At 50.6% G+C, this 20,841-nt stretch carries 24 protein-coding genes and 1 tRNA gene; 9 read left to right on the top strand and 16 right to left on the bottom strand.

The genetic code is table 11. The annotated features are described in order from the left end of the window. The first annotated feature begins 22 nt into the window (after positions 1-22). On the top strand, positions 23-211 hold the full coding sequence (locus tag Q394_RS0101755) for a PA3496 family putative envelope integrity protein (RefSeq protein ID WP_028487765.1): 189 nt from the start codon (positions 23-25) through the stop codon (positions 209-211). Positions 212-282: 71 nt separating this feature from the next. Here Q394_RS0101755 and Q394_RS0101750 read toward each other — a convergent pair whose 3' ends face one another. The 7 genes from Q394_RS0101750 to Q394_RS0101720 all read right to left on the bottom strand — a co-directional run bounded on the left by Q394_RS0101750 (position 283) and on the right by Q394_RS0101720 (position 5,019). Beyond that, complete coding sequence (locus tag Q394_RS0101750; protein WP_028487764.1) at positions 283-963, bottom strand: tellurite resistance TerB family protein; 681 nt, start codon at positions 961-963, stop codon at positions 283-285. Positions 964-988: 25 nt separating this feature from the next. Further along, positions 989-1,693: a DnaA regulatory inactivator Hda gene (hda, locus tag Q394_RS0101745; protein WP_028487763.1), complete on the bottom strand. Its 705-nt coding sequence runs from the start codon at positions 1,691-1,693 to the stop codon at positions 989-991. Then, positions 1,690-2,814, bottom strand: a complete 1,125-nt coding sequence (locus tag Q394_RS18710; protein ID WP_038140145.1) for an AI-2E family transporter — start codon at positions 2,812-2,814, stop codon at positions 1,690-1,692. Before Q394_RS18710 ends, hda begins: the two co-directional genes overlap by 4 nt. Next, positions 2,811-3,359, bottom strand: a complete 549-nt coding sequence (locus Q394_RS0101735) for a CDP-alcohol phosphatidyltransferase family protein (RefSeq protein WP_028487762.1) — start codon at positions 3,357-3,359, stop codon at positions 2,811-2,813. The genes Q394_RS18710 and Q394_RS0101735 overlap by 4 nt, the downstream gene beginning before the upstream one ends. Before the next feature lie 95 nt (positions 3,360-3,454). Then, the gene (locus Q394_RS0101730; protein WP_051542602.1) at positions 3,455-4,102 is read right to left on the bottom strand and encodes a YiaD family glycine zipper/OmpA-like lipoprotein; all 648 of its coding nucleotides are present in this window, start codon (positions 4,100-4,102) and stop codon (positions 3,455-3,457) included. A 117-nt stretch (positions 4,103-4,219) separates the two neighbouring features. After that, complete coding sequence (locus Q394_RS0101725; protein WP_028487760.1) at positions 4,220-4,876, bottom strand: RluA family pseudouridine synthase; 657 nt, start codon at positions 4,874-4,876, stop codon at positions 4,220-4,222. Between the two features lie 56 nt (positions 4,877-4,932). After that, a tRNA-Leu gene (locus Q394_RS0101720) sits at positions 4,933-5,019 on the bottom strand. Positions 5,020-5,159: 140 nt separating this feature from the next. Here Q394_RS0101720 and rnr point away from each other — a divergent pair. Continuing rightward, positions 5,160-7,496 carry a ribonuclease R gene (gene rnr, locus Q394_RS18705; protein ID WP_084260321.1) on the top strand — a complete coding sequence of 779 codons (2,337 nt, stop codon included), beginning with the start codon at positions 5,160-5,162 and terminating at the stop codon, positions 7,494-7,496. Further along, on the top strand, positions 7,496-8,236 hold the full coding sequence (gene rlmB, locus Q394_RS0101710; protein ID WP_028487759.1) for a 23S rRNA (guanosine(2251)-2'-O)-methyltransferase RlmB: 741 nt from the start codon (positions 7,496-7,498) through the stop codon (positions 8,234-8,236). Before rnr ends, rlmB begins: the two co-directional genes overlap by 1 nt. Here the strand turns inward: rlmB and Q394_RS0101705 are convergent. The 3 genes from Q394_RS0101705 to gph are packed head-to-tail and all read right to left on the bottom strand — an operon-like array spanning position 8,233 to position 10,797. Next, positions 8,233-9,138, bottom strand: coding sequence for a hypothetical protein (locus tag Q394_RS0101705; protein WP_028487758.1), 906 nt, complete (start codon positions 9,136-9,138; stop codon positions 8,233-8,235). The two genes, rlmB and Q394_RS0101705, sit on opposite strands and share 4 nt — an antisense overlap. 3 nt (positions 9,139-9,141) lie before the next feature. After that, a complete protein-coding gene (locus Q394_RS0101700; protein ID WP_028487757.1) occupies positions 9,142-10,071 on the bottom strand; it encodes a hypothetical protein in 930 nt (309 codons plus the stop codon). A 54-nt stretch (positions 10,072-10,125) separates the two neighbouring features. Continuing rightward, the gene (gene gph, locus Q394_RS0101695) at positions 10,126-10,797 is read right to left on the bottom strand and encodes a phosphoglycolate phosphatase (RefSeq protein WP_038140144.1); all 672 of its coding nucleotides are present in this window, start codon (positions 10,795-10,797) and stop codon (positions 10,126-10,128) included. A 73-nt stretch (positions 10,798-10,870) separates the two neighbouring features. Here gph and Q394_RS0101690 point away from each other — a divergent pair, with 73 nt between their 5' ends. Beyond that, positions 10,871-11,374, top strand: coding sequence for a TlpA family protein disulfide reductase (locus Q394_RS0101690; RefSeq protein WP_028487755.1), 504 nt, complete (start codon positions 10,871-10,873; stop codon positions 11,372-11,374). 56 nt (positions 11,375-11,430) lie between these two features. Here Q394_RS0101690 and minE read toward each other — a convergent pair whose 3' ends face one another. The 3 genes from minE to minC all read right to left on the bottom strand — a co-directional run bounded on the left by minE (position 11,431) and on the right by minC (position 13,299). Beyond that, a complete protein-coding gene (gene minE, locus Q394_RS0101685) occupies positions 11,431-11,688 on the bottom strand; it encodes a cell division topological specificity factor MinE (protein WP_028487754.1) in 258 nt (85 codons plus the stop codon). 3 nt (positions 11,689-11,691) lie between these two features. Then, the gene (gene minD, locus Q394_RS0101680; RefSeq protein WP_028487753.1) at positions 11,692-12,498 is read right to left on the bottom strand and encodes a septum site-determining protein MinD; all 807 of its coding nucleotides are present in this window, start codon (positions 12,496-12,498) and stop codon (positions 11,692-11,694) included. Positions 12,499-12,576: 78 nt separating this feature from the next. Next, on the bottom strand, positions 12,577-13,299 hold the full coding sequence (minC, locus tag Q394_RS0101675; RefSeq protein ID WP_038140143.1) for a septum site-determining protein MinC: 723 nt from the start codon (positions 13,297-13,299) through the stop codon (positions 12,577-12,579). A 175-nt stretch (positions 13,300-13,474) separates the two neighbouring features. On the opposite strand from minC, the gene Q394_RS18700 reads away from it, so the two are divergent. The 3 genes from Q394_RS18700 to Q394_RS0101660 all read left to right on the top strand — a co-directional run bounded on the left by Q394_RS18700 (position 13,475) and on the right by Q394_RS0101660 (position 19,215). After that, positions 13,475-14,836 (top strand): SEL1-like repeat protein, encoded by a 1,362-nt coding sequence (locus tag Q394_RS18700; protein WP_051542598.1) that lies wholly within the window; start codon positions 13,475-13,477, stop codon positions 14,834-14,836. A 33-nt stretch (positions 14,837-14,869) separates the two neighbouring features. Then, positions 14,870-18,301, top strand: a complete 3,432-nt coding sequence (mfd, locus tag Q394_RS0101665; RefSeq protein ID WP_028487751.1) for a transcription-repair coupling factor — start codon at positions 14,870-14,872, stop codon at positions 18,299-18,301. Between the two features lie 65 nt (positions 18,302-18,366). Beyond that, on the top strand, positions 18,367-19,215 hold the full coding sequence (locus Q394_RS0101660; RefSeq protein WP_028487750.1) for a hypothetical protein: 849 nt from the start codon (positions 18,367-18,369) through the stop codon (positions 19,213-19,215). Between the two features lie 37 nt (positions 19,216-19,252). Here the strand turns inward: Q394_RS0101660 and Q394_RS18695 are convergent, their stop codons facing one another. Continuing rightward, entirely contained in the window at positions 19,253-19,489 is a 237-nt protein-coding gene (locus Q394_RS18695; RefSeq protein ID WP_038140138.1) for a hypothetical protein, read from the bottom strand. Between the two features lie 44 nt (positions 19,490-19,533). Next, on the bottom strand, positions 19,534-19,818 hold the full coding sequence (locus Q394_RS0101650) for a UPF0175 family protein (RefSeq protein ID WP_245606713.1): 285 nt from the start codon (positions 19,816-19,818) through the stop codon (positions 19,534-19,536). Positions 19,819-19,922: 104 nt separating this feature from the next. Between Q394_RS0101650 and Q394_RS0101645 the strand changes: the two genes are divergently transcribed. Both Q394_RS0101645 and Q394_RS0101640 read left to right on the top strand, forming a co-directional pair. Continuing rightward, positions 19,923-20,255 carry a type II toxin-antitoxin system RelE/ParE family toxin gene (locus Q394_RS0101645; RefSeq protein WP_028487748.1) on the top strand — a complete coding sequence of 111 codons (333 nt, stop codon included), beginning with the start codon at positions 19,923-19,925 and terminating at the stop codon, positions 20,253-20,255. Then, positions 20,242-20,556, top strand: coding sequence for a helix-turn-helix domain-containing protein (locus tag Q394_RS0101640; protein ID WP_028487747.1), 315 nt, complete (start codon positions 20,242-20,244; stop codon positions 20,554-20,556). Before Q394_RS0101645 ends, Q394_RS0101640 begins: the two co-directional genes overlap by 14 nt. 22 nt (positions 20,557-20,578) lie before the next feature. On the opposite strand, the gene Q394_RS22225 is transcribed toward Q394_RS0101640, so the two are convergent. Next, positions 20,579-20,746, bottom strand: a complete 168-nt coding sequence (locus Q394_RS22225) for a hypothetical protein (protein ID WP_156946714.1) — start codon at positions 20,744-20,746, stop codon at positions 20,579-20,581. Positions 20,747-20,841 lie beyond the last annotated feature (95 nt).

Below are 20,841 nucleotides of genomic sequence, written 5' to 3'. Positions count from 1 at the left end.
TTCAGTTGTGGAGTTTCTTACCATGCGTAATAGCAAAGAATATTATACTGAACAAGAAGATGAAATCTTTCAGTTAGAAAAGGCAACGACTGTTTCGTTAGATTGTAAAAAAATCAAACCACATGTTGTGCGACGCAATGTTGAAGATTATCTAGAACGTAAAGCACTAGAACGACGAATTAAAGACGTTTTTGACTATAATGACGCTTGAGACTGAAAAAGTATTAAAAAGCGACGGAGACGCAAAATCTTGCGCCTCCACCCTATTGTCAATACAGTAAATTATAATGGCATGGTGGTATTGGTTGACTCTTCAGGCAACTGCAAGGCGCTACGTAAATCAGCCAGATACGTTTTTTCTGCTTCATTCGCTTCATCAATAATCGCTGCCGATACTAAATAAATTTCGGTCGCCACTGCCAAATCGTTATTCGCCAGTGCTGCAATACCTTTAGCATCTAATGGCTCTGCCAATTCCGTCAGGATCATGTCATTCATGTCCTCCTGCAAGTCCATTTCTACCAATTGTTGGCGAATAGTTGCCAGTTCAGTGGAATCTACATGCCCATCTGCTTTGGCAGCTGCAATCATGGCTTTCATTAGTACTTCCGCGCTAGCTTTAGGAGCAGGTGCTTCTAATAAAGCGGGTTCGGCAACTTGTGCCCCCCCTGAAGTACTCGGATTATTTTCCCACTGGCGGTACATCTGATAGGCCAAACCACCCAGCGCGGCGAGACTACCCACTTTGACAGCCGCACCCGTTACCCGACGGCCAGCCCCCGTTCCTAACAACAAAGCCAATACGCCTGCGGCCGCTGCACCAGTTTTCATCCCTGATAGCATTGTGTCACGTTGCTCACCTTCTGCGGGAACACCCAATTTTTCCTCTGCTAATGTCTGGCCTTTCTGGGCGAAATCTTTACCAGATTGCAGCATTTGATCTAAAAAACTATTGATATCCATAATAATCTCCTTGTTTTGATAATGACTAGATGGGGGGTGCATTCTGCATAACCTCGCGGATAAATTCCCGCGTAATTTTTCGCCCCTTTGTTAAACTGGCGGCATCTAGCCTATCCAGCACTGCCATGAGCGTAGCCATATTTAGCGGATAATGCCGCTCAATATATTTCATGACGTGCTCTGATAATTCAAAGCCACGTTGATGCGCCCGCCAAGCCATTGCCTGAAGGCACTGACCGTCATGCACGGGATGTAACCGGTAATCAGGCCCCCACAATAAACGTGAAGCGAAATCAGGTAGCACACAGCTCATCTCACGAGGATTAGTTCGTGCTGCCATGATCAACGGTTGATTATTGGTTCGGCAAGTATTGATCAGGTTCATCAACGCGATTTCCCAATCCTGTTGCCCGATGATCGCATCCAACTCATCAACTGCCACCAGATGCTTGCCTGCCACGCCCGCCAACACCCGCGTGCCATATTTAGCACAACTGGCCAACGGCAAATAAGCCGCCATCATGCCGCGCTGGTAATAACGTTCACAATACGCTTGCAGTAAATGGGATTTCCCTGCTTGAGTTTCACCCCACAGGAAAATTTGCGGAAAATCTTCTTCAAAACCGCGTTTCAGTGCACCTAATAACTCAGCATTTTCTGGTGTCACAAAAAATGAACTGAAGCGATGGCCTTCACGTATACCGACGTTCAATGTCAGTTGTTGCATCATTCCTGCCCTTTTAGCACGTTATCATTGGCCTCTGGATAATTAGTTAATTCCTCACCCTCAAGCCCGTCTATAGTATAAATATGGCTTCGCTTGTAGGTATCGTGGATATGCCGCATGATTACCGCCAATACTGCCGCCACTGGCAACGCCAGCAATATGCCAAAGAAACCGAACAACTGCCCACCTGCCAATACAGAAAAGATGACCGTCACTGGGTGCAAACCAATCCGCTCACCCACCAATAATGGCGTCAGCACAGTCCCCTCAATCACTTGAGCCACCCCGAATACTGCTAGTATCCAAAATAAATCAAACACATCCTGTGTCTGAAACAGGATAGCAATCCCTGCAATCGACACACCAACGATCAATCCAAGATAGGGCACGAAGCTTACCAATCCAGCAATCAGACCAATCAGTAAAGCAAACTCCAAGCCAACCAATGACAAACCAAGGGAGTAAATCACAGCCAATGCCAGCATCACTAACAATTGACCGCGCAAGAATGCCCCTAATACCTCATCTGATTCAGTTGCCAGTTTAGCCACTAATGGTTCAATCGAACGTGGTAACAAATCATCAATATAGGCGACCATTCGATCCCAATCGCGTAACAAGTAAAACGTAATGATCGGAATCAATGCCAAATTTGCCACCCAGCCCAATACTACAAAACCTGACTTAGAAATGGTCTGAATCGCATTACGAATAAACCCACCGGTTTCCTGCCAATGCGACGTAATAACGGACTTAATTTTATCCACCTCAAGAACACTAGTATCCACTTGAAAATGTTCATGTAAATATGGCCCTAGCACATTCACCACCCAGTCAATGTAAGCTGGTACCTTGCCAATAAACAGTTTCACCTGTGTTTCCAGAACGGGTAACAAGAATAGGAAAAATAGCAGAATAAATAAGAAAATAACCAGAAAGACGGTAGTAACCGACAAGGTACGAGAAAGTCTCCACGTTTCTAGCCGGTCAACCAACGGATCGCCCAGATACGCTAGAAAAGCCGCTGTCAGAAAGGGGGTCAGAATAGGAGCCAGTAAATACAACAAACTCACTACAATACCTGACACCACCAACCAGAACCAACGCCCACTATCCAGTATCATGATTCACCTTTCCGCCACGCATAACGGCTCCACAACAATACATAGGCAGCGCCACTCAGCACAGTCGTCACCGCCACGCCCCACTGCAAGCCCAGATTAAACCAGCTCGGCAACGGGAAAAGCGCGATGTGTAACAAAGTAGTCGCCAACAAAAAAATCTGCAATCCGGTGTTAATTTTACTAATGATTAGAGGGCGCATATCCAGGCTGCCGGTGACCAGTCGGTAAACAATTGCGCCTAACACAATCAGCACATCACGCCCAATCACCAACACGATCAACCACCACGGCAAATGCCCTTTCAGGCCAAAGACGATGAACACTGCCATCACAAACAACTTATCTGCCACCGGATCAAGCATTCCCCCCAGACGGGTAAACCAACTGTAGCGCCGCGCCAGAAAACCGTCGAGCGCGTCAGATAAACCAGCCAACACCAGCAAAGCCAGCGCCAACGCATACGACTCCCTCCACAACAGCCAACAAATCGGCAGGATAGAAAGGATGCGTATCACTGTGATGATATTTGGAATTTGTTCCCGCACGTTAAATCCATTTTTATACAAAGAAGGCTCCCTATGGAGCCTTCAATCATATAACGGATTATAGGTTATGTGCCGGTTTTCCGACTATTGTGTTTTTATTGCTGCTGAAAAGGAATCAACGTAATTTCAACACGGCGGTTTTGAGCACGACCAGATTCGCTGCTATTATCAGCAATCGGACGGCTTTCACCATAGCCTACAGCCTGCATACGCTGCGCGGCTACACCAGTGCTTGCCAGATAAGTGCGCACACCGTTAGCACGTTGCTGGGAAAGTTGTAGGTTAGATGCATCACTACCCACGTTGTCAGTATGGCCCGCGATCTGAATACGGGTTTCTGGATACTGATTCAGGGTATTAGCCAAGCCACCTAACACACCATAGAACTGTGGCTTAACCGATGCCTGACCAAAGTCAAACGTGATTGCATCAGGCATCGTCAACACGATAGTGTCATTCTGACGAGTCACTTCTACGCCCGTACCTTGCAAGTTTTGGCGCAAAGCTGCTTCTTGCTCATCCATATAATTGCCAATGGCTGCACCAGCCAAACCACCAACGACCGCACCTGCGATAGTGTGGCCACGGTCTTTATCACCCGTGTTTTTACCAACAACAGCACCACCGATAGCCCCAATCAGAGCACCTTGTTGTGCACGGGTCATTTCCCCAGTAGGGCTACAACCAGCCATCAGCGTTGCTGAAACAGCACCAATCAACAAAGTACGCATGGAAATTTTCATAATGAACACCTCAATAATTTATAATATGTCGTCACGGCATTAGAACTAAGTTAGCCCACAGAGTTCCCGCTAACGATCGGACGAATTTTGACGTAAACCTGAGTAGGATGCTAGCCATTAAAAAGGAATCGGGCTGCGAATTGTCAAAATAGTGCCAGACTGCGGGTGCGGAAAATGGATACAGGCTGCGTGCAACAACAAACGCGGGGCTTGCGCGAGAATTTCCGCGCTAGCATATAGCTCATCACCGAGGATCGGATGCCCCAACGCCTGTAAATGCACCCGTAACTGATGGGTACGCCCGGTAATGGGTTCGAGTTCCACGCGGGTAGTATTTGCCACTGCATCCTGTTCCAGCACTTGATAGCGGGTGCTGGAAGGCTTGCCCAGCTCAAAACTGACGATCTGGCGTGGGCGGTTAGGCCAATCGGTGAGCAGTGGCAGATTAATTTCACCGCACGCTTCCGCCAGTTGCCCTGCCACCACGGCTACGTAGCGTTTATGTACCTGCCGAGTCTGAAACAGGATACTTAACGCCCGCTCCATCGCCTTGCCCCGCGCTATCACCATAATGCCAGACGTACCCATGTCGAGACGATGGACGGTTAAGGCATCGGGGAATTCGGCTTGTACTCGGCTAATCATGCAATCCTGTTTATCTGCACCACGACCGGGGACGGAAAGCAGGCCAGCGGGCTTATCGACTACGATTAGAGAGTCATCTTGATAGAGGATTTGCAGGCCAGTATGGGCAGGTGGATGGTAATCAATCAATGAACAGTTACTCCAGACGCAAAAAAGGCCAGTCATTTCTGACTAGCCTTTAAATTTGGTGCCGGGAAGAGGACTCGAACCTCCACGGGGTTACCCCCACTAATACCTGAAACTAGCGCGTCTACCAATTCCGCCATCTCGGCAATTCATAAAGCAGTAATGCCTTGTGAGAGGCGAAATATATAGAGCTTGTGGCATCTTGTCAAACACCAAACAGCGTTTTTATTACATTTTTTTGGTACACTGCACCCATACGAAAACACAAATCACACAAGGACACAATTTGAAGTTTAACGACCCCCATAGTCAGCGCGAAGCCGAAAAGTATGAAAACCCCATCCCCAGCCGCGAGGTTATCTTGCAGTTGTTGGAGGAGAACGGCCATCCGCTAGACTTTGTTGCCATCACTGAAGCCCTGCACCTGCACGACGAACGTGACATTGACGCCCTGAAAAAACGCCTGCGGGCAATGGAGCGTGATGGGCAACTGCTATACAACCGCCGCCGCCAATACGTCCCTATCGAACGCACCGACCTGATTGCCGGGCGCGTCATCGGCCACCCGGACGGATTCGGCTTCCTCAAACCGGATGACGGCACACCCGACCTCTTCCTGCACGCCAAACAAATGCATGGCTTGATGCATGGCGATCGCGCCCTATGCAGCGTGCGCGGCCTCGACCCCAAAGGCCGACGTGAAGGCGCTGTCGTAGAAGTACTAGAACGCGGCACCACCCAAGTCGTCGGGCGCTATTTCATCGAAGGCAATATCGGCTTCGTCACCCCCGACAACTCCCGTATCAGCCAAGACATCCTCATCCCCGCTGATGCCGCAGGTAACGCCCAACCCGGCCAAATCGTAGTCGCCGCGATTGTTGAACAGCCCTCCAAGCGTGCCCAACCCACCGGCAAAATTGTCGAAGTGCTCGGCGACCACATGGCTCCCGGCATGGAAATCGACGTAGCCATCCGCAGCCACCAGCTTCCCCACGAATGGTCAGCCGAAATCCACGAAGAAGCCGACCGTTTCGGCTACGAAGTCCCTGAAGCTGACAAAGCCGATAAAAATCGCGAAGACCTACGCGACACCCCATTCGTCACCATCGATGGCGAAGATGCCAAAGACTTCGACGATGCCGTGTACTGCGAACGTGACGGCAACGGCTGGCGCTTATTGGTTGCGATTGCCGACGTATCGCATTACGTCAAAGCCAACTCAGCCATCGGACGTGAAGCCACCGAACGCGGCACATCCGTGTATTTCCCTGGCAAAGTCATCCCGATGCTGCCGGAAATCCTTTCCAACGGCCTGTGCTCGCTTAACCCACACGTCGATCGCCTGTGCATGATTTGCGACATTCAGATTGGCGCACGCGGCAAACTCATCAGCTACCAATTCGTCGAAGGCATCATGCACTCCGCTGCTCGCCTGACCTACACCGATATGGCGAAAATCGTGGTTGACCGTGACATGGAAGCCCGTCGCCAACACCCGCAAGAACTTTGCGAACACCTCGACGATCTGTATTCCCTTTACCACGTATTACGCAAAGCGCGTGACCGCCGTGGCGCAATCGACTTTGAAACGTCCGAAACCCGCATCGTTTTCGATGCCGAACGCAAAATCGAAGCAATTGTTCCCACCGTGCGCAACGATGCCCACAAACTGATCGAAGAATGCATGATCCTCGCCAACGTGTGCGCGGCAACCTACCTCAGCAAGTATAAAATTCCTGCACTGCACCGCGCCCACAAGCGCCCCAGCCCGGAAAAACTCGCCGATGTACGCCAATTCCTCGCCGGTTTAGCCCTGACGCTCGACGGTGGCGACGAACCCACCCCGGCGGATTACACCAAGTTGCTCAACAGCCTCGGTGATCGCCCGGACAAGCACCTGATCCAGACCGTACTGCTGCGCTCCATGTCGCAAGCGGTTTACAGCCCTGATTCCGACGGGCATTTCGGGCTGGCACAAACCCATTACGCCCACTTTACTTCACCGATACGCCGTTACCCTGACCTATTGGTGCACCGCGCTATCCGTCATCTGGTGCGTGGTGGCAAAGTCAGCGAGTACCAATATTCGCACAAAGACATGGTAGCACTGGGTGAACACTGCTCCATGACCGAACGCCGTGCGGACGACGCCACCCGCGATGTCACCGCCTGGCTCAAATGCGAATACATGCAGGCACACGTGGGCGAAACTTTCAGCGGCGTGATCGCAGGCGTGACTGGCTTTGGCCTGTTCGTCGAACTCAAAGACATCTACGTGGAAGGTCTGATCCACATCACCGCCCTGACCAGCGATTACTACCACTTTGATGCCGCACGCCACCAATTGACCGGGGAAAATTCCGGGCGCATCTACCGACTCGGCGACACCCTCAATGTCACCGTCGCACGGGTGGATCTGGATGAACGCAAAATCGACTTCGTACTCGCCAAAACGGATAGCGACGACGCTGACAGTAGCAAGAAACCGCGCGGTAAAAAACCTGCCAGCAAAAGCCGCAAACCCGCCAGTAAGCCAAGAGCCAAGAAGCCCAAAGCTGAACCCGATTCCACAGGCAGCCAGACTGCCGCCAAAAAACCCCGCAAGAAGAAACCGCAAGCCTAATGTCAAAATCCATCATTTGCGGCGTACATGCCGTTGAAAGCGCCCTGCGCAACGATACCGAAAATCTCGGGCAAATCTGGCTGGACAAACGCAGCCGCAACGACCGCCTGAAGAAGCTCGAAAAAATGGCGGAAGAAAGCGGGATGCGCGTTTTCCTCACCGACGACGACAAGCTCGACAAACTCGCCGGTAACAACCGCCACCAAGGCATTGTTGCCGAGTATTACAAGCTCAAAGCGTGGACAGAAAACGACCTCTACGACATGCTCGATGGCATGACCGAGCAGCCCTTCCTGTTGGTGCTGGATGGCGTGACTGACCCACACAACTTAGGGGCGTGTTTGCGTACTGCCGAAGGTGCTGGCGTCCACGCCGTGATTGCGCCCAAGGATAACGCTGCCAGCATTACCCCAACCGTGCGCAAAGTTGCTTCTGGTGCAGCGGAAATCATCCCGTTTGTGCCAGTCACCAACCTTGCCCGCACGCTGGAAACGCTCAAAAGTCGCGGTATCTGGCTGACCGGCACCAGCGACAAAGCCAAACAAACCTTGTATCAAGCCGACCTGAAAGGGCCAATGGCTTTGGTGATGGGTGCAGAAGGTGCAGGCATACGCCGCCTGACCGAAGAGGCTTGCGACTACCTGATTTCCATTCCGATGGCGGGTCAGGTATCGAGCCTCAATGTCTCGGTCGCAACAGGCGTATGCTTGTTTGAAGCAGGTCGTCAGCGCCAGCGTTAAGGCGCAGCGTAATAATCGTACTTGTTCAGCATGTCGCTGGTAAAACGCCATGCTTCGTTGTAAGACAAGCCGCTGTTGTTGGGGATAATGACTTTCACGTACAACTCCGTGCTGTGCTGGGCTTTAAGCGCCCCTAACTCACTTTCCAATGCTGCCCGTGTGACGCTACGTGAAGAAGCATCACCCGGTTTGCGGATGCTGTAACCGGATTTGCTATACACCACTTCGACCACTTGTTTACCCTTGGTCGAACGCGCCGGTTTGAGCAGTTTCTGGTATTTCTGGTCGAGTTCGGTGTATTCGCCTTGCATACTCAGCAGTTTTTTCTCGCTTTCATCCACTTTGGTGCGCAAGCCTGCCATGTCAGTTTCCTTGCTCTCCAAGGTGATTTGCAATTCCTGAATGGCCTTGTCACGCAAACCCAGGGTGTCCGCCTGTGTGCTGGAAAGTGCCTGTAAACGGGCAAGTTCCGCATCCTTGCTGGTACTGGTGGCGCGGGCTTCTTCAGTCGTGGCACGGCTGCGCAGTAATTCCATTTCCAGCGAAGCGGTGCGCTGTTGCAGGTAGTCGAGTTGTTCTTCCAGCGTGGCATTGGCTTTGAGCTGAAATTCGGCTTGTTGGTTGGCTTTCTGGGCTTCTTGCGCGGCACGCTGTGCTTCCTGAGCGGCACGTTGCGCATCGACCGCCGACTGCTGGGCTTCCTGCTGTGCCACTTGTTCCGCCAACACGCTGTGGCGCAAATTATCCAGCAAGCGCGTATTGGTCAGCACGACCGCTACCGTCACGATCAGGAAAATCATGGTGATGACCATCATGATGTCGGTAAACGAAGGCCAGAAACTCTCCTCGTATTCATCCCGCGAACTGATCAGAGAGGCGAAAGAAAAATGCCCGTCACTCATGCCCTACCCCTTCGGTTGTTCGTCAAGACGGAAACCTTCGCGGATCGAGTCACGAATCACCTTGATATTATCGCCACTTTGACTCACCGCAACTTGTAGATCATCCGCCGCCAATTGCAAACGTTCGCCCGCGTGCAAAAAACGATCCTGAATCAGGTGAATGGCTTCTGCCGAACGGCGCAATTCCGCCGCCAATACAGCCACGTCATGCATCAGGCTGTTTTCAGCGTGCTGGAAGCGCGGCATGATGTAAAGCGTGGTGACATTTTCAATATTGACCAGCAACTGAGTGCGGGCATCCTGCAAACGCAGGTGGAAGTACGCAAAAAACACGTAGCAGACAATAGCAGTAATCGTCGTACTGAGCGCATTGGACATACCCCCGATAATCGTCCCCATCTGTTGCATGTTCTCGGGCGAATCCAGTAACCCGGCAGCCCCCATCAGCGCAATCGACAATGAGACTACCGTTCCAAAGACACCCGACAAAATCAGAATGTTATGCACAAAGCGGACAAGGGTAAACTGAGTCGACATGCCCGCTGCCAAGGTCGACGCCAAAGCTGCCTGATTCACGTCCGCGTGCTGACGGGCAATGGTTTGCACGGCGTGGTAGCGGTCTACAATCATGGCGGCATTGGCTAACCCATAGACGGGATTGGGAGCACTCTCTGCTACCCGCTTTATAAAACGCTGCAACATGTCTTGCTCGCGCGTAAAGCTGAGGAACATCAAGATCATGCGGACTAACCCAATCAGAAAAATCAGCAGAATGATCCCATTGAGCACTAACCCCAACTGCCCTGCTTGGGTTGCATAGAAAAATTGCGCGACATGCTCTTTATTCATGAGCACCACAAAGCCGAGCAAAAACAGCACCACCAACATTTGCAGCAGCGTCAGATAGTAGCGAGTTTTAATTGGTTTCAGCATCAGTTTTAGTATCCTTCCCGGACGAATGGCGAGGCATAACGTCCGAATTATCCATCAATTTAGCCAAAGAAGCATATCAGCAGGATTGGATATCATGCCATCCGCAGGCCAATGATGGTGTTCATTGTTAGGATTTAAATAGCCCCATTCGGCAATCAGCGTTTTCATGCCTGCATCACGCCCAGCAACGATGTCACGTTCAGCATCACCGACATACAAACACTGTTCTGGCGCAATGCCACATTGTGCAGCAGCCAACAATAAGGGCTCAGGGTGCGGCTTGGCAACGGCAAGGGTATCACCCCCAATAATACTACGGGGACGCGAATGTAAATTCAGGGCTTGCAGCAAAGGGAATGTTAGGTATTCTGGCTTATTCGTCACAATTCCCCAAGGAATATTGGCAGCCTCCAAAGTAGCCAACACATCCGGTATAGCATCAAACAGGCGAGAATAGCGGCTGATATTAGCTTGGTAATAGGCCAAGAAGACCTCACGCCGCGCTGCCATTTCCGCTTCGGTTTGATGGGAGCCAAAAGCCAACTCCAACATGCCGATACTCCCGTGTGAAACGGTATGGCGAGCTTGTTCCAACGTATAAGGCGCACGCCCTTCATGTAACAACACCGCATTCAAAGCAGCCAATAGATCGGGGGCTGTATCCAGCAACGTTCCATCCAGATCAAAAAGAAAACACTTTATCGGTAAAAAAGAACTTGTCGACATCAGAAGCATCCATACAATCAGCGATTATGTAAATCCAAACCTAGTAATGGTCTATTTTCGAGGAATTATATTCATGTTATCCAGTAAACGAATGCTGATTATCGCACTTTTCATACAAGGGGTGCTATTGACCGCACCTGCAAATGCCCTAAGTGATATGCAAGACACACCCGTTACCTTCGATAATTTAGTCGGTAAAGGTAAGTGGACGGTGATGGAGGTCTGGGCATCTGATTGCCGTATGTGTCGCGCTAGCATCCACCACACGGTCGATTTTGAGATGAGTAATCCTGATGTGGATGTGATTGGCATCTCGCTAGATGGTAAAGAAGGCAAGGCTAATGCTAAGAAATTCATTGATGAACAAGGGTTAACATTCAACAATCTAATCAGCGATCCATCAGAAATTGACAAATACCTCTACAGTACCGCGAAAGAAAGTTTCATCGGTACACCCACGTTCATGGTTTATAACCCAGAAGGTAAATTACTAGCAGTGCAGCCGGGTGCCATTACGGCAGAAGAACTGAGTGATTTTATCAAAAAACAAGACACGCAGAACAAACCGGCAAGCTAAGCCAATACAAGCTACTAAGAAAGCAAGGGGTGATTATTCACCCTTTTGCTCACGGCTTAGTGCTCACGCTCAGGTAAAGCAATATTCAATTCCAGCACATCATAGTCGGAACCTTTTTCAAACTGAACATTGACCTGATCTTCCGTAATCGCGACGTACTTACGGATAACCTCCATAATATCGCGGCGTAACTGTGGCAAATATTCTGGCCCATTACGATCAATACGTTCATGCGCAATAACAATCTGCAAGCGTTCCTTGGCAACCTTGGCGCTGGTGGGGTTGCTCTGCTTAAAATAATTAAACCATCCCATAAATCACCCAAACAGCTTTTTGAAGAAACCCTTCTTTTCCACTTCTAAGAAGCGATGAGGGACTGTCTCACCAAGAAAACGGCGCACAAAGTCATCGTATGCCTGCCCAGCATCACTCACCTTGTCAAGAATCACAGGTGCACCACTGTTGGATGCTTGTAACACGCTTTGGGATTCAGGGATCACCCCGATCAATGGCACAGCAAGAATTTCCAGAATGTCTTCCATGCCCAGCATTTCGCCAGCGGCCACTCGAGCAGGTGAATAGCGCGTAATCAGCAAGTGTTCACGCACACTTTCACCCTGCTTGGCACGGTAAGTTTTACTTTGCAGCAAGCCAAGAATGCGATCAGAGTCACGTACTGAGGATACTTCTGGGTTGGTCACAACAATGGCATCATCCGCGTAATACATCGCCATATGCGCACCACGCTCGATACCTGCTGGGGAGTCACAAACGACAAAGTCAAAGCCGAGCTCATGTAATTCATCCATTACCCTACCCACACCTTCCGGCGTTAGTGCATCTTTATCACGGGTTTGGGAAGCGGGTAAAACATGTAAATTTTCCACATGCTTATCACGAATCAAGGCTTGGCTCAACGAGGCTTCATTATTGATGACATTAACGAAATCATAAACCACACGGCGTTCGCACCCCATAATCAGGTCCAAATTGCGCAAGCCAACATCAAAATCAATAACGGCTGTCTTATAACCGCGCATGGCAAGCCCGGTAGCAAAGGCTGCACTAGTGGTTGTTTTGCCAACACCGCCCTTCCCGGAGGTAACGACAACTATTCTGCTCAAAAAAATACTCCTTAATTATTGACGCGGCATATTTAACCGATACCAAAGACCTTATTTAGCATAGAAATACAGAAACGTTCAGAACATTGGAGCAATTCTCAATTTTTCTCCTTCCAGCCAAACCATAGCAGGCGAGCCTTTCAAGTCAGTATCAATATCATCCAACAAACGATAATGACCAGCAATCGCCACCAACTCAGCTTCTAATTTCTGGCAGAAAATACGGGCACTGGTATCCCCGCCAATGCCTGCAAGCACCCTACCACGCAACGAACCATAGACATGCACAGAACCACCCGCCAGAATTTCAGATCCGGCACTAGTATGTTGCAGAATAACTAAACTACCCTCAGGAAAATAAACCTGTTGGCCAGAACGCAAGGGACGGTCGACCACTTTAACACTATTAAGCAAGGGTTCGGCCTGCTTGGATTCACCCTCCACTAGCGGTTCGATGATACGTGTTGGCGCACCGGTTGCACGCCCAGCACGCAATACAGCCCAACCAGCTTGTATCGCTTGTTCGACACAAGTATCCGTAATATTCCGTATACCAATGGGAATAAAACCCAGCGCCAGAATAACTTCACGCAACACTGTCATATCTAACGCAGCACAAGTATCACCCAACTGACTACAATCCACGACTAAGGGACTATTCGCAAATAATTGCGGCATACTATCCCGCTTGTGTTGCACACCTTCTCGGATGACTTCCATATCAGCAGACGCTAGCCGCAGTACGCTGAGCAAGGTCATTTCACCCTTTATTTCAATCAGTTCTCCTGACAAAATTTGCACTCCCGACTAAAACTGTAACGAATTTTACTGTAACGTTGCCCGACAAAAGGTAGAACATAGTGCGTATATCTTGCTTTAGATTACTTCATACATTCCCGTATTTGACATATAATCTGAATCTATACAAAACAAAATAAATGCTTTTCCTGATTTTTATACTAGGGGCTTCACTATTATGCATATCCGCACGGCTTCAAAACCGTTACGCCTTGGTATGGCTGTTGCGCAACTCATACTGGCAATGCCAGCATTCGCCACTCCCATTCCTCAAGCAGAACCTAGCACAATACCTTCCTCAGCCGCGACTATTTTAACAAAAAATAATGAATTCGATGCAACCGTTCAATTTGCGAATGCCAAGAAGCTACTCGTCAATAATGGCACAGCAGATGATCTTCAAGCAGGTTTAAGCTGGCTACAACGTGCTGCAGCACAAGGTTACGCTCCCGCTTTATTTGAACTTGCTAATCTTTATGAAAATGGGACTTATGTAAAGCAAGATAACGCTAAAGCAGTCAGTTTTTATGAACAAGCGGCAAAACAAGACCATTTAGACTCTCAATACAACCTCGGCTTACTTTACTTACGCATAATCAAAGACACCGACAAGGGTCGTTACTGGCTCGAGCAAGCGGCCAAGCAGCAAGATGCCGAAGCGCAGTATAACCTCGCACTACTGCATAGTTTCGCCAAAGATAAACAAGCAGATCCAGTAAAAGCCATTTATTGGTATACCCAATCCGCCCAAAATGGGCACAGGAATGCTCAATTTGACCTAGGTGTCACTTACTTACAAGGCATTCAAATACCTCAAAATCTGCAACAAGCCGCTTACTGGTTTCAAAAAGCAGCAGAACAGGGCGATCCAGCAGCAGCATTCAATCTAGGATTAATGTACGAACAAGGCCGAGGCTCACCCAAAAACCTCGTCGAAGCCATCCGCTGGTATCGAGTAGCCGCTGAACAAGGCGAAGCCGGTGCACAATATAATCTCGGCGTTAAATACCTACTGGGTGCAGGTCTTGAACGGAATGATGAGACAGGCATTAGCTGGATCCGCAAAGCTGCTGAAGGTGGCAATCCCGCCGCACAATACACGGTAGGTTTTATGTATGAGCAGGGTGCTGACCTACCCAAAGATGATGCAATGGCACTGTACTGGTACCGCCAAGCAGCAGAACAAGATTACACTGACGCACAACTTGGCCTAGCCATTATGTATACCAACGGACAAGGCGTAAAAGCTGATAATAACGAAGCTAATCAATGGTTCAAACGTGCCGCCGAAGCCGGAAATGCCATCGCCCAATTCAACCTTGGCACCTACATGGCGCATGGTGTTGGCATGGCGAAAGACCTGCCATCAGCCGCTTACTGGCTTTCACTGGCCGCTAACCAAGGACATGAAGGGGCGATTGCCAACCGTGATTACGTTTTGGAACGACTGAACGATAGTGAACGTGCTGAGTTGGAACGCCGTCTGAAAACCGCCCCTAACGGCACACAGGCTCAGGACAAACAAGTCGCCATCCAGTAGAATGCGGGCTTTCCAGAACACAAGCTCGGATTCATGCCTGCATTGCTCAAGCCTCATCTTCCTCCCGCCCCCAATGGACACATCCGCTGGGGGCAGTTGTACGGTTGCTCCCACGAATGGCTGATTGCCCAGTCTGCCCAAGGGTTTGATGGCCTGTTACTACTGATCGTCCCGGATGTACATGCCGCTTATCAAGCCGAATCCGCGCTGCAATTCTTCGCTCCAGACATACCCAGTCACATTTTCCCTGACTGGGAAACTCTACCCTACGACGTATTTTCACCGCACGAAGACATTATTTCCGAGCGCCTGAAAACGCTGGCGACGCTGCAAAATCTCAAACGCGGCATCCTCATCGTGCCTGCCAGCACCTTGCTGCACCGGCTGGCGCCACCCGGTTACGTGCATGGCCACACCTTTGTAGTGCGCAAAGGTTCACCGCTCGACATCGACAAATTGCGCAAGCAACTCGAAGAAGCAGGCTACCGCAACGTCAGCCAGGTGATGGAACACGGCGAATACGCCACCCGTGGCTCGTTGGTGGATTTGTTCCCAATGGGTAGCAACACACCTTACCGCCTTGACTTGTTTGACGACGAAATCGACTCGATCCGCACCTTCAACCCGGAAACCCAGCTCACCGAAGAGAAGGTAGACAGCATTGAACTGCTACCTGCCCGCGAATTCCCGCTGGATGAAGCCGGAATCCGCACCTTCCGCCAGAGCTACCGAGCGCAGATTGAGGGCGATTTGACCCGCAGCCGCATTTATGAAGGCGTGAGTCAGGGCAAGCCTTCCGCCGGGATCGAGTATTACCTGCCGCTGTTCTTTGAGCATACCGCCACGCTGTTCGATTACCTGCCGAAGAAAACCCTGTTGGTGCTAACCGAAGGGGTTGATACTGCCATCAGCCGCTTCTGGAAATCGCTCGAAGACCGCTATGAACAACGGCGGCATGATATTGAACGCCCCTTGCTGGCGCCGGAAAAGCTGTTTTTGACGGCGGCGATGCTGGGGAATTATTTGATGGATTACCCTCGAGTTGAAGCGCAGCGCTTCAAGCACGAAGCCGAAGGACTGAACTACCCCATTGCCGCCCTGCCCTCGCTGCTGATCCACGCCCGTCAGGAACAACCGCTGTTCCTGCTGCTCAATTTCATCAAAGACCTGAAAGGCCGGGTGCTATTCACCGCCGAATCCGCTGGGCGGCGCGAAGCCTTCCTCACGCTGCTGAAAGACAACGGTATCGTGGTCAAAACGCTGGAAACCTGGCAGGATTTCCTCGGTAGCAAAGCCGAAATGGCAGTTACAGTCGCGCCGCTGGAAAACGGTTTCTGGCTACCCGATGCGAAGATTGCTGTCATCCCCGAAAACCTGCTGCACGGGGTGCAAATCCAGCAGCAACGCCGTCGCCGCAAAGCCACCCGCGATGCCGATGCGATTATTCGTAACCTGACCGACCTCAACGAAGGCGCACCTGTCGTTCATGAGGAACACGGGGTTGGGCGTTATCTGGGGCTGGAAACAGTCACGGCAGGCGGAGTGACGGCGGAATATTTGCTGATCGAATACGCCAACCACGACAAATTGTACGTGCCCGTTGCCGCGCTGCATCTGGTCAGCCGTTACACCGGGGCTGACCCGGAACACGCGCCGCTGCACCGCCTCGGCAATGAGCAGTGGGACAAAGCACGCCAAAAAGCAGCGGAAAAGGCGCGGGATGTGGCGGCGGAATTGCTCGACATCCACGCCCGCCGTGCCGCGCAGCAGGGGCATAGCTTCCCGTTTGACGACAACGATTACCGCCTGTTTGCGGGCGCGTTCCCGTTTGAAGAAACGCCGGATCAGGCGCTAGCGATTGAAAACGTGATCAAGGACATGCGAGCGCCGCAGCCGATGGATCGCGTGGTGTGCGGCGACGTGGGTTTCGGCAAGACCGAAGTAGCGATGCGGGCAGCCTTCGTGGCGGCGAATGCGGGCAAGCAGGTGGCGATGATTGCGCCGACGACCTTGCTGACCCAGCAGCATTTGAACAATTTCCGCGACCGTTTTGCGGATTGGCCGTTCAATATCGAATCGTTGTCGCGCTTCAAGACGGGCAAGGAAACCAATACGGCACTGGCGGCGCTCGCGTCCGGCAAGATCGACATTGTGATCGGCACGCACAAGCTGTTGCAGGACGACGTGCATTTCAAGCAACTGGGGCTGGTGATCATCGACGAAGAACACCGCTTCGGGGTGCGCGACAAAGAGCAGATGAAAAAGCTGCGTGCCAATGTCGATATGCTGACCATGACTGCCACGCCGATTCCGCGCACGCTGAATATGTCGCTGTCGGGCTTGCGCGATTTGTCGATCATTGCCACCCCGCCGACGCAACGCCACGCCATCAAAACCTTTGTGTGCGAGTGGAACAAGACCATCATTCAGGAGGCGTGTGCGCGGGAATTGTCACGCGGCGGGCAGGTGTACGTGCTGCACAATGAGGTCAAAACCATTGCCAACGTGGAGGCGGAACTGAGCGCGATGTTACCCGGTGTGACGGTGCGCCATGCTCACGGGCAGATGCGGGCGAATGAGTTGGAAAGCATCATGAGCGATTTTTACCACCAGCGCTTCCAGATTCTGATTGCCACCACCATCATTGAAAGCGGCATCGACGTGCCGACTGCCAACACGATTCTGATCAACCGTGCCGACAAGCTGGGGCTGGCGCAATTGCACCAGTTGCGCGGGCGGGTCGGGCGTTCGCACCACCGCGCTTATGCCTACCTGATTGCGCCGCCGAAATCCGCGCTCACGCCGGATGCGGTCAAGCGGCTGGAGGCGATTGAATCGCTGGAAGAACTGGGGGTTGGTTTCACGCTGGCGACGCACGATCTGGAGATTCGCGGCGCGGGCGAATTGCTCGGCGAAGGGCAAAGCGGGCAGATTCAGGAAATCGGTTTCAACCTCTACAACGACTTGCTGGAACGGGCGGTGAAGGCGTTGAAATCGGGCAAAGTGCCGGAATTGAGCGCCACCAGCCGCCGCACCACGGTGGAATTGGGTGCGCCTGCGCTGATCCCGGACGCTTATTTGCCGGATGTCCATGCGCGGCTGATCCTCTACAAACGCATTGCCAGCGCGGAATCGCAGGCGGCACTGGACGAATTGCGGGTGGAAATGATCGACCGCTTCGGGCTGCTGCCAGAGCCGACCAAGACGCTGTTCAGCGTCACGCGGGTCAAGCTGCTGGCGCAGGAACTGGGCATCCGCAAGCTGGATATGCACGTCAAGGGCGGGCGGATTATCTTCGACGACAAGCCGAATATTGACCCGATGAAGGTGATTACGCTGATTCAGAAACGCCCTTGGGTGTTTAAGCTGGATGGGCAGGATAAGTTAAGGTTTGAGATCGAACTCCCGACCGTGGAGGAACGGGAGGAGTGGGTGGTTAAGTTGATGGGAGAGATTGGGGCTTAACTAGGCGAAATTGCCGCCAATAACAGTAATGCTGTTCAATTTACAATTTTTCATTAGGATGCCAAATGAAACAAATTGGTTTTGACAAAAAGTTTTCTTTACTTGCTCAAGAAGCACATCTTGCCAAAAACACACTTTTATCTGGTTTTGATTTGCTATTAAAAGCAAACTTTTTTCAGGACAAAGACGGTTATTTTTACTCAGCTTTTTTCCATATATCCATTGGCATGGAACGAATTCTGAAACTAGCAGTTGTTACCCACTATATGCTAACGAATAACTATCAGACACCAACCATCAAACAGTTAAAGAAAGACTTCGGACACGACATCAGAACACTTTACACTGAGTCATTGAAACTATTACCTATCTATCTTCATCCAAATGCTGCAACACCGTCTAGGACACAAAACGATGAAGCATTGATTGATTTCTTCACAGAATACGGTGTTGGTAGTCGGTACTTCAACTTGAATGAAGTGTGTGAAGCAAAACAGGAAAGAAGCCCACTAGACAAGTGGTTAGAGGTAGAAAATGACATCTACGAAGAGTACACATCACACCAAATACGGGAACGATCCGCCCTGAACTTAATTTATCGGATAGATAGAAAAGGAATTCGTAACGACTTCACTCCTCATCTCGATGAACATGATCATCCAATGACGGTGTTTGATTGTTTATATCGTCAGTATGTCGTCCAGAAAAGTACTCCTTTAATCATCTGGCGACTGATTGAAATATTGCAACCAATCCACTTCTTACTTGAATCAATGGCACATAAAACCCATGACGAGGAAACACAGCACAAGGAGATGGTAATTCCACACTACGAAGATTTCTTCTATTTTTTGCGTGCTGATAAACAAAGCATCAAAAGAAGGAAAAAATGGTTAGATATATTCAACTCATAAAAATCCCAAATGAATGGGGTCAGACTACATTCATTCGTTAGATGCAAGTGGTGAATGTGTGTCCAGACAAGAGTAATGAACGGGCTTTGGCGGATACGTCAGAACGTCCACTGCGATACACCCTACCCACGGGAATGGGGGAGGCGGTAGCGGCGGGATCGTGCAAAACAACCCCCTCTTCTTTCGCCAATTGCTCCAGCAACAACTGTACCAAACGAAATTTATCCGCGTGGGGCAGTAAGGCTACAGATGGTAATAATTCAGCTATCGACATGATGGCATCTCCTGTAAATCAATACTGGGTGCGTCTGTTTTTTGTTAACCATGCTCCAGTTCCCGCTTGAGGCTATCCATATCCACGGCGAACACTTCCACCTGTTCTGCCGCCAATGCCGCCAGAAAATCCACCCGGTCAAGCCCTGCGATCAAGGCGGCTTTTTCCTGCGACACCTTACCTGCCGCATACCAATGAATAGCCGCAGCAAGGCGCATTTGTTTGAGAAATTCCGGTGGCGAACGCTTCAGCGCGGAAAAAACTTCTGCTGGCAAATCAACTGCAAGAGTGGTCATGGCTTGTTGTCCGTCAATCGTTAGATATTTCACAGATTACCCCACCGCCCACACAAAAACAAAATGATGGTATGCACCCGATGACCGCAAACGAAAAATAGATTGCCAGATATACGTGACTTACGTACACTTTTCGCATGAAAGCTGTCTTCGTCGAGTCAACCATTTTTGAAAAGCATCGTTCGGCGTACTTGCCAGACGATGAGTTTCAGCAATTCCAGAACGATTTGCTGGAAAATCCGCTGGTGGGTGATGTCATTCAAGGCACTGGTGGCTTGAGAAAAGTACGGGTCGGTATCCAAGGTCGGGGAAAACGCGGCGGGGCGCGGGTCATTTATTACTACTACGACCGTTTCCAGCGTTTCTATCTGCTGACCATCTATGCCAAAAATGAAATGTCTGACCTGACGGCTGACCAGAAACATCAACTCAAAACATTCGTGGAGGTATGGCGTAATGAGCAAGCGTAACTTGTTTGAAGAATTAAGCACCGCTTTGGTCGAAGCCAAGCAACATTCAGAAGGTAAACTCACCTTGCGCACTCATGTTATGCAACGTGTAGCTGTGCCTGAAATTAAACCACAGGAAATTTTGACGATTCGGGAAATGTTCAATATGTCACGAGGCGTATTCGCTCGTCACTTACACACCTCTGCCCGAACGCTTGAGAGCTGGGAGCAAGGACGCACTGCCCCGAATGGTCAGGCAGTGACACTATTGCGTTTGGTGCAACGGCATCCCGAAACTTTGTCCTATATTGCCGAGCTTTGAGGGAATCAATGGGGGAATGGGTTCATACTTTGCGCCGTTTCAATAATGCCTCAGCACTACTTTCAAACAATAGCGAATCGGCTTCAGTGGATACATCTGAACGTCCGCTGTGATAAACCCTACCAACGGGAACAGGGAAAGCGGCTATGCCCGTATCCTTGGCAAACACCGGAGGCAGTAAATTCGCCACAAACTGCAACTTGCTCCCATAATCGTCGAACGACCTTACCGCAAATCAGTCTGAATTACAGCGATTCTCCGCACTTGTAAACACCCCTACTTGTG

The sequence above is a fragment of the Thiothrix lacustris DSM 21227 genome (assembly GCF_000621325.1).
GTDB classification, from domain to species: Bacteria; Pseudomonadota; Gammaproteobacteria; order Thiotrichales; family Thiotrichaceae; genus Thiothrix; species Thiothrix lacustris.
The sequence above is the reverse complement of the archived record's forward strand: the minus strand, read 5'-3'. Positions and strand labels throughout refer to the sequence as shown.

Excerpts from the sequence above, each read along its gene's own strand:
- Q394_RS0101755 (WP_028487765.1), top strand. The coding sequence starts at position 23 with ATGCGTAATAGCAAAGAATATTATACTGAACAAGAAGATGAAATCTTT.
- Q394_RS0101750 (WP_028487764.1), bottom strand. The coding sequence starts at position 963 with ATGGATATCAATAGTTTTTTAGATCAAATGCTGCAATCTGGTAAAGAT.
- hda (WP_028487763.1), bottom strand. The coding sequence starts at position 1,693 with ATGATGCAACAACTGACATTGAACGTCGGTATACGTGAAGGCCATCGC.
- Q394_RS18710 (WP_038140145.1), bottom strand. The coding sequence starts at position 2,814 with ATGATACTGGATAGTGGGCGTTGGTTCTGGTTGGTGGTGTCAGGTATT.
- Q394_RS0101730 (WP_051542602.1), bottom strand. The coding sequence starts at position 4,102 with ATGAAAATTTCCATGCGTACTTTGTTGATTGGTGCTGTTTCAGCAACG.
- rlmB (WP_028487759.1), top strand. The coding sequence starts at position 7,496 with ATGTCAAAATCCATCATTTGCGGCGTACATGCCGTTGAAAGCGCCCTG.
- Q394_RS0101705 (WP_028487758.1), bottom strand. The coding sequence starts at position 9,138 with ATGAGTGACGGGCATTTTTCTTTCGCCTCTCTGATCAGTTCGCGGGAT.
- Q394_RS0101700 (WP_028487757.1), bottom strand. The coding sequence starts at position 10,071 with ATGCTGAAACCAATTAAAACTCGCTACTATCTGACGCTGCTGCAAATG.
- gph (WP_038140144.1), bottom strand. The coding sequence starts at position 10,797 with ATGTCGACAAGTTCTTTTTTACCGATAAAGTGTTTTCTTTTTGATCTG.
- Q394_RS0101690 (WP_028487755.1), top strand. The coding sequence starts at position 10,871 with ATGTTATCCAGTAAACGAATGCTGATTATCGCACTTTTCATACAAGGG.
- minE (WP_028487754.1), bottom strand. The coding sequence starts at position 11,688 with ATGGGATGGTTTAATTATTTTAAGCAGAGCAACCCCACCAGCGCCAAG.
- Q394_RS18700 (WP_051542598.1), top strand. The coding sequence starts at position 13,475 with ATGCATATCCGCACGGCTTCAAAACCGTTACGCCTTGGTATGGCTGTT.
- mfd (WP_028487751.1), top strand. The coding sequence starts at position 14,870 with ATGCCTGCATTGCTCAAGCCTCATCTTCCTCCCGCCCCCAATGGACAC.
- Q394_RS0101660 (WP_028487750.1), top strand. The coding sequence starts at position 18,367 with ATGAAACAAATTGGTTTTGACAAAAAGTTTTCTTTACTTGCTCAAGAA.
- Q394_RS18695 (WP_038140138.1), bottom strand. The coding sequence starts at position 19,489 with ATGTCGATAGCTGAATTATTACCATCTGTAGCCTTACTGCCCCACGCG.
- Q394_RS0101645 (WP_028487748.1), top strand. The coding sequence starts at position 19,923 with ATGAAAGCTGTCTTCGTCGAGTCAACCATTTTTGAAAAGCATCGTTCG.
- Q394_RS0101640 (WP_028487747.1), top strand. The coding sequence starts at position 20,242 with ATGAGCAAGCGTAACTTGTTTGAAGAATTAAGCACCGCTTTGGTCGAA.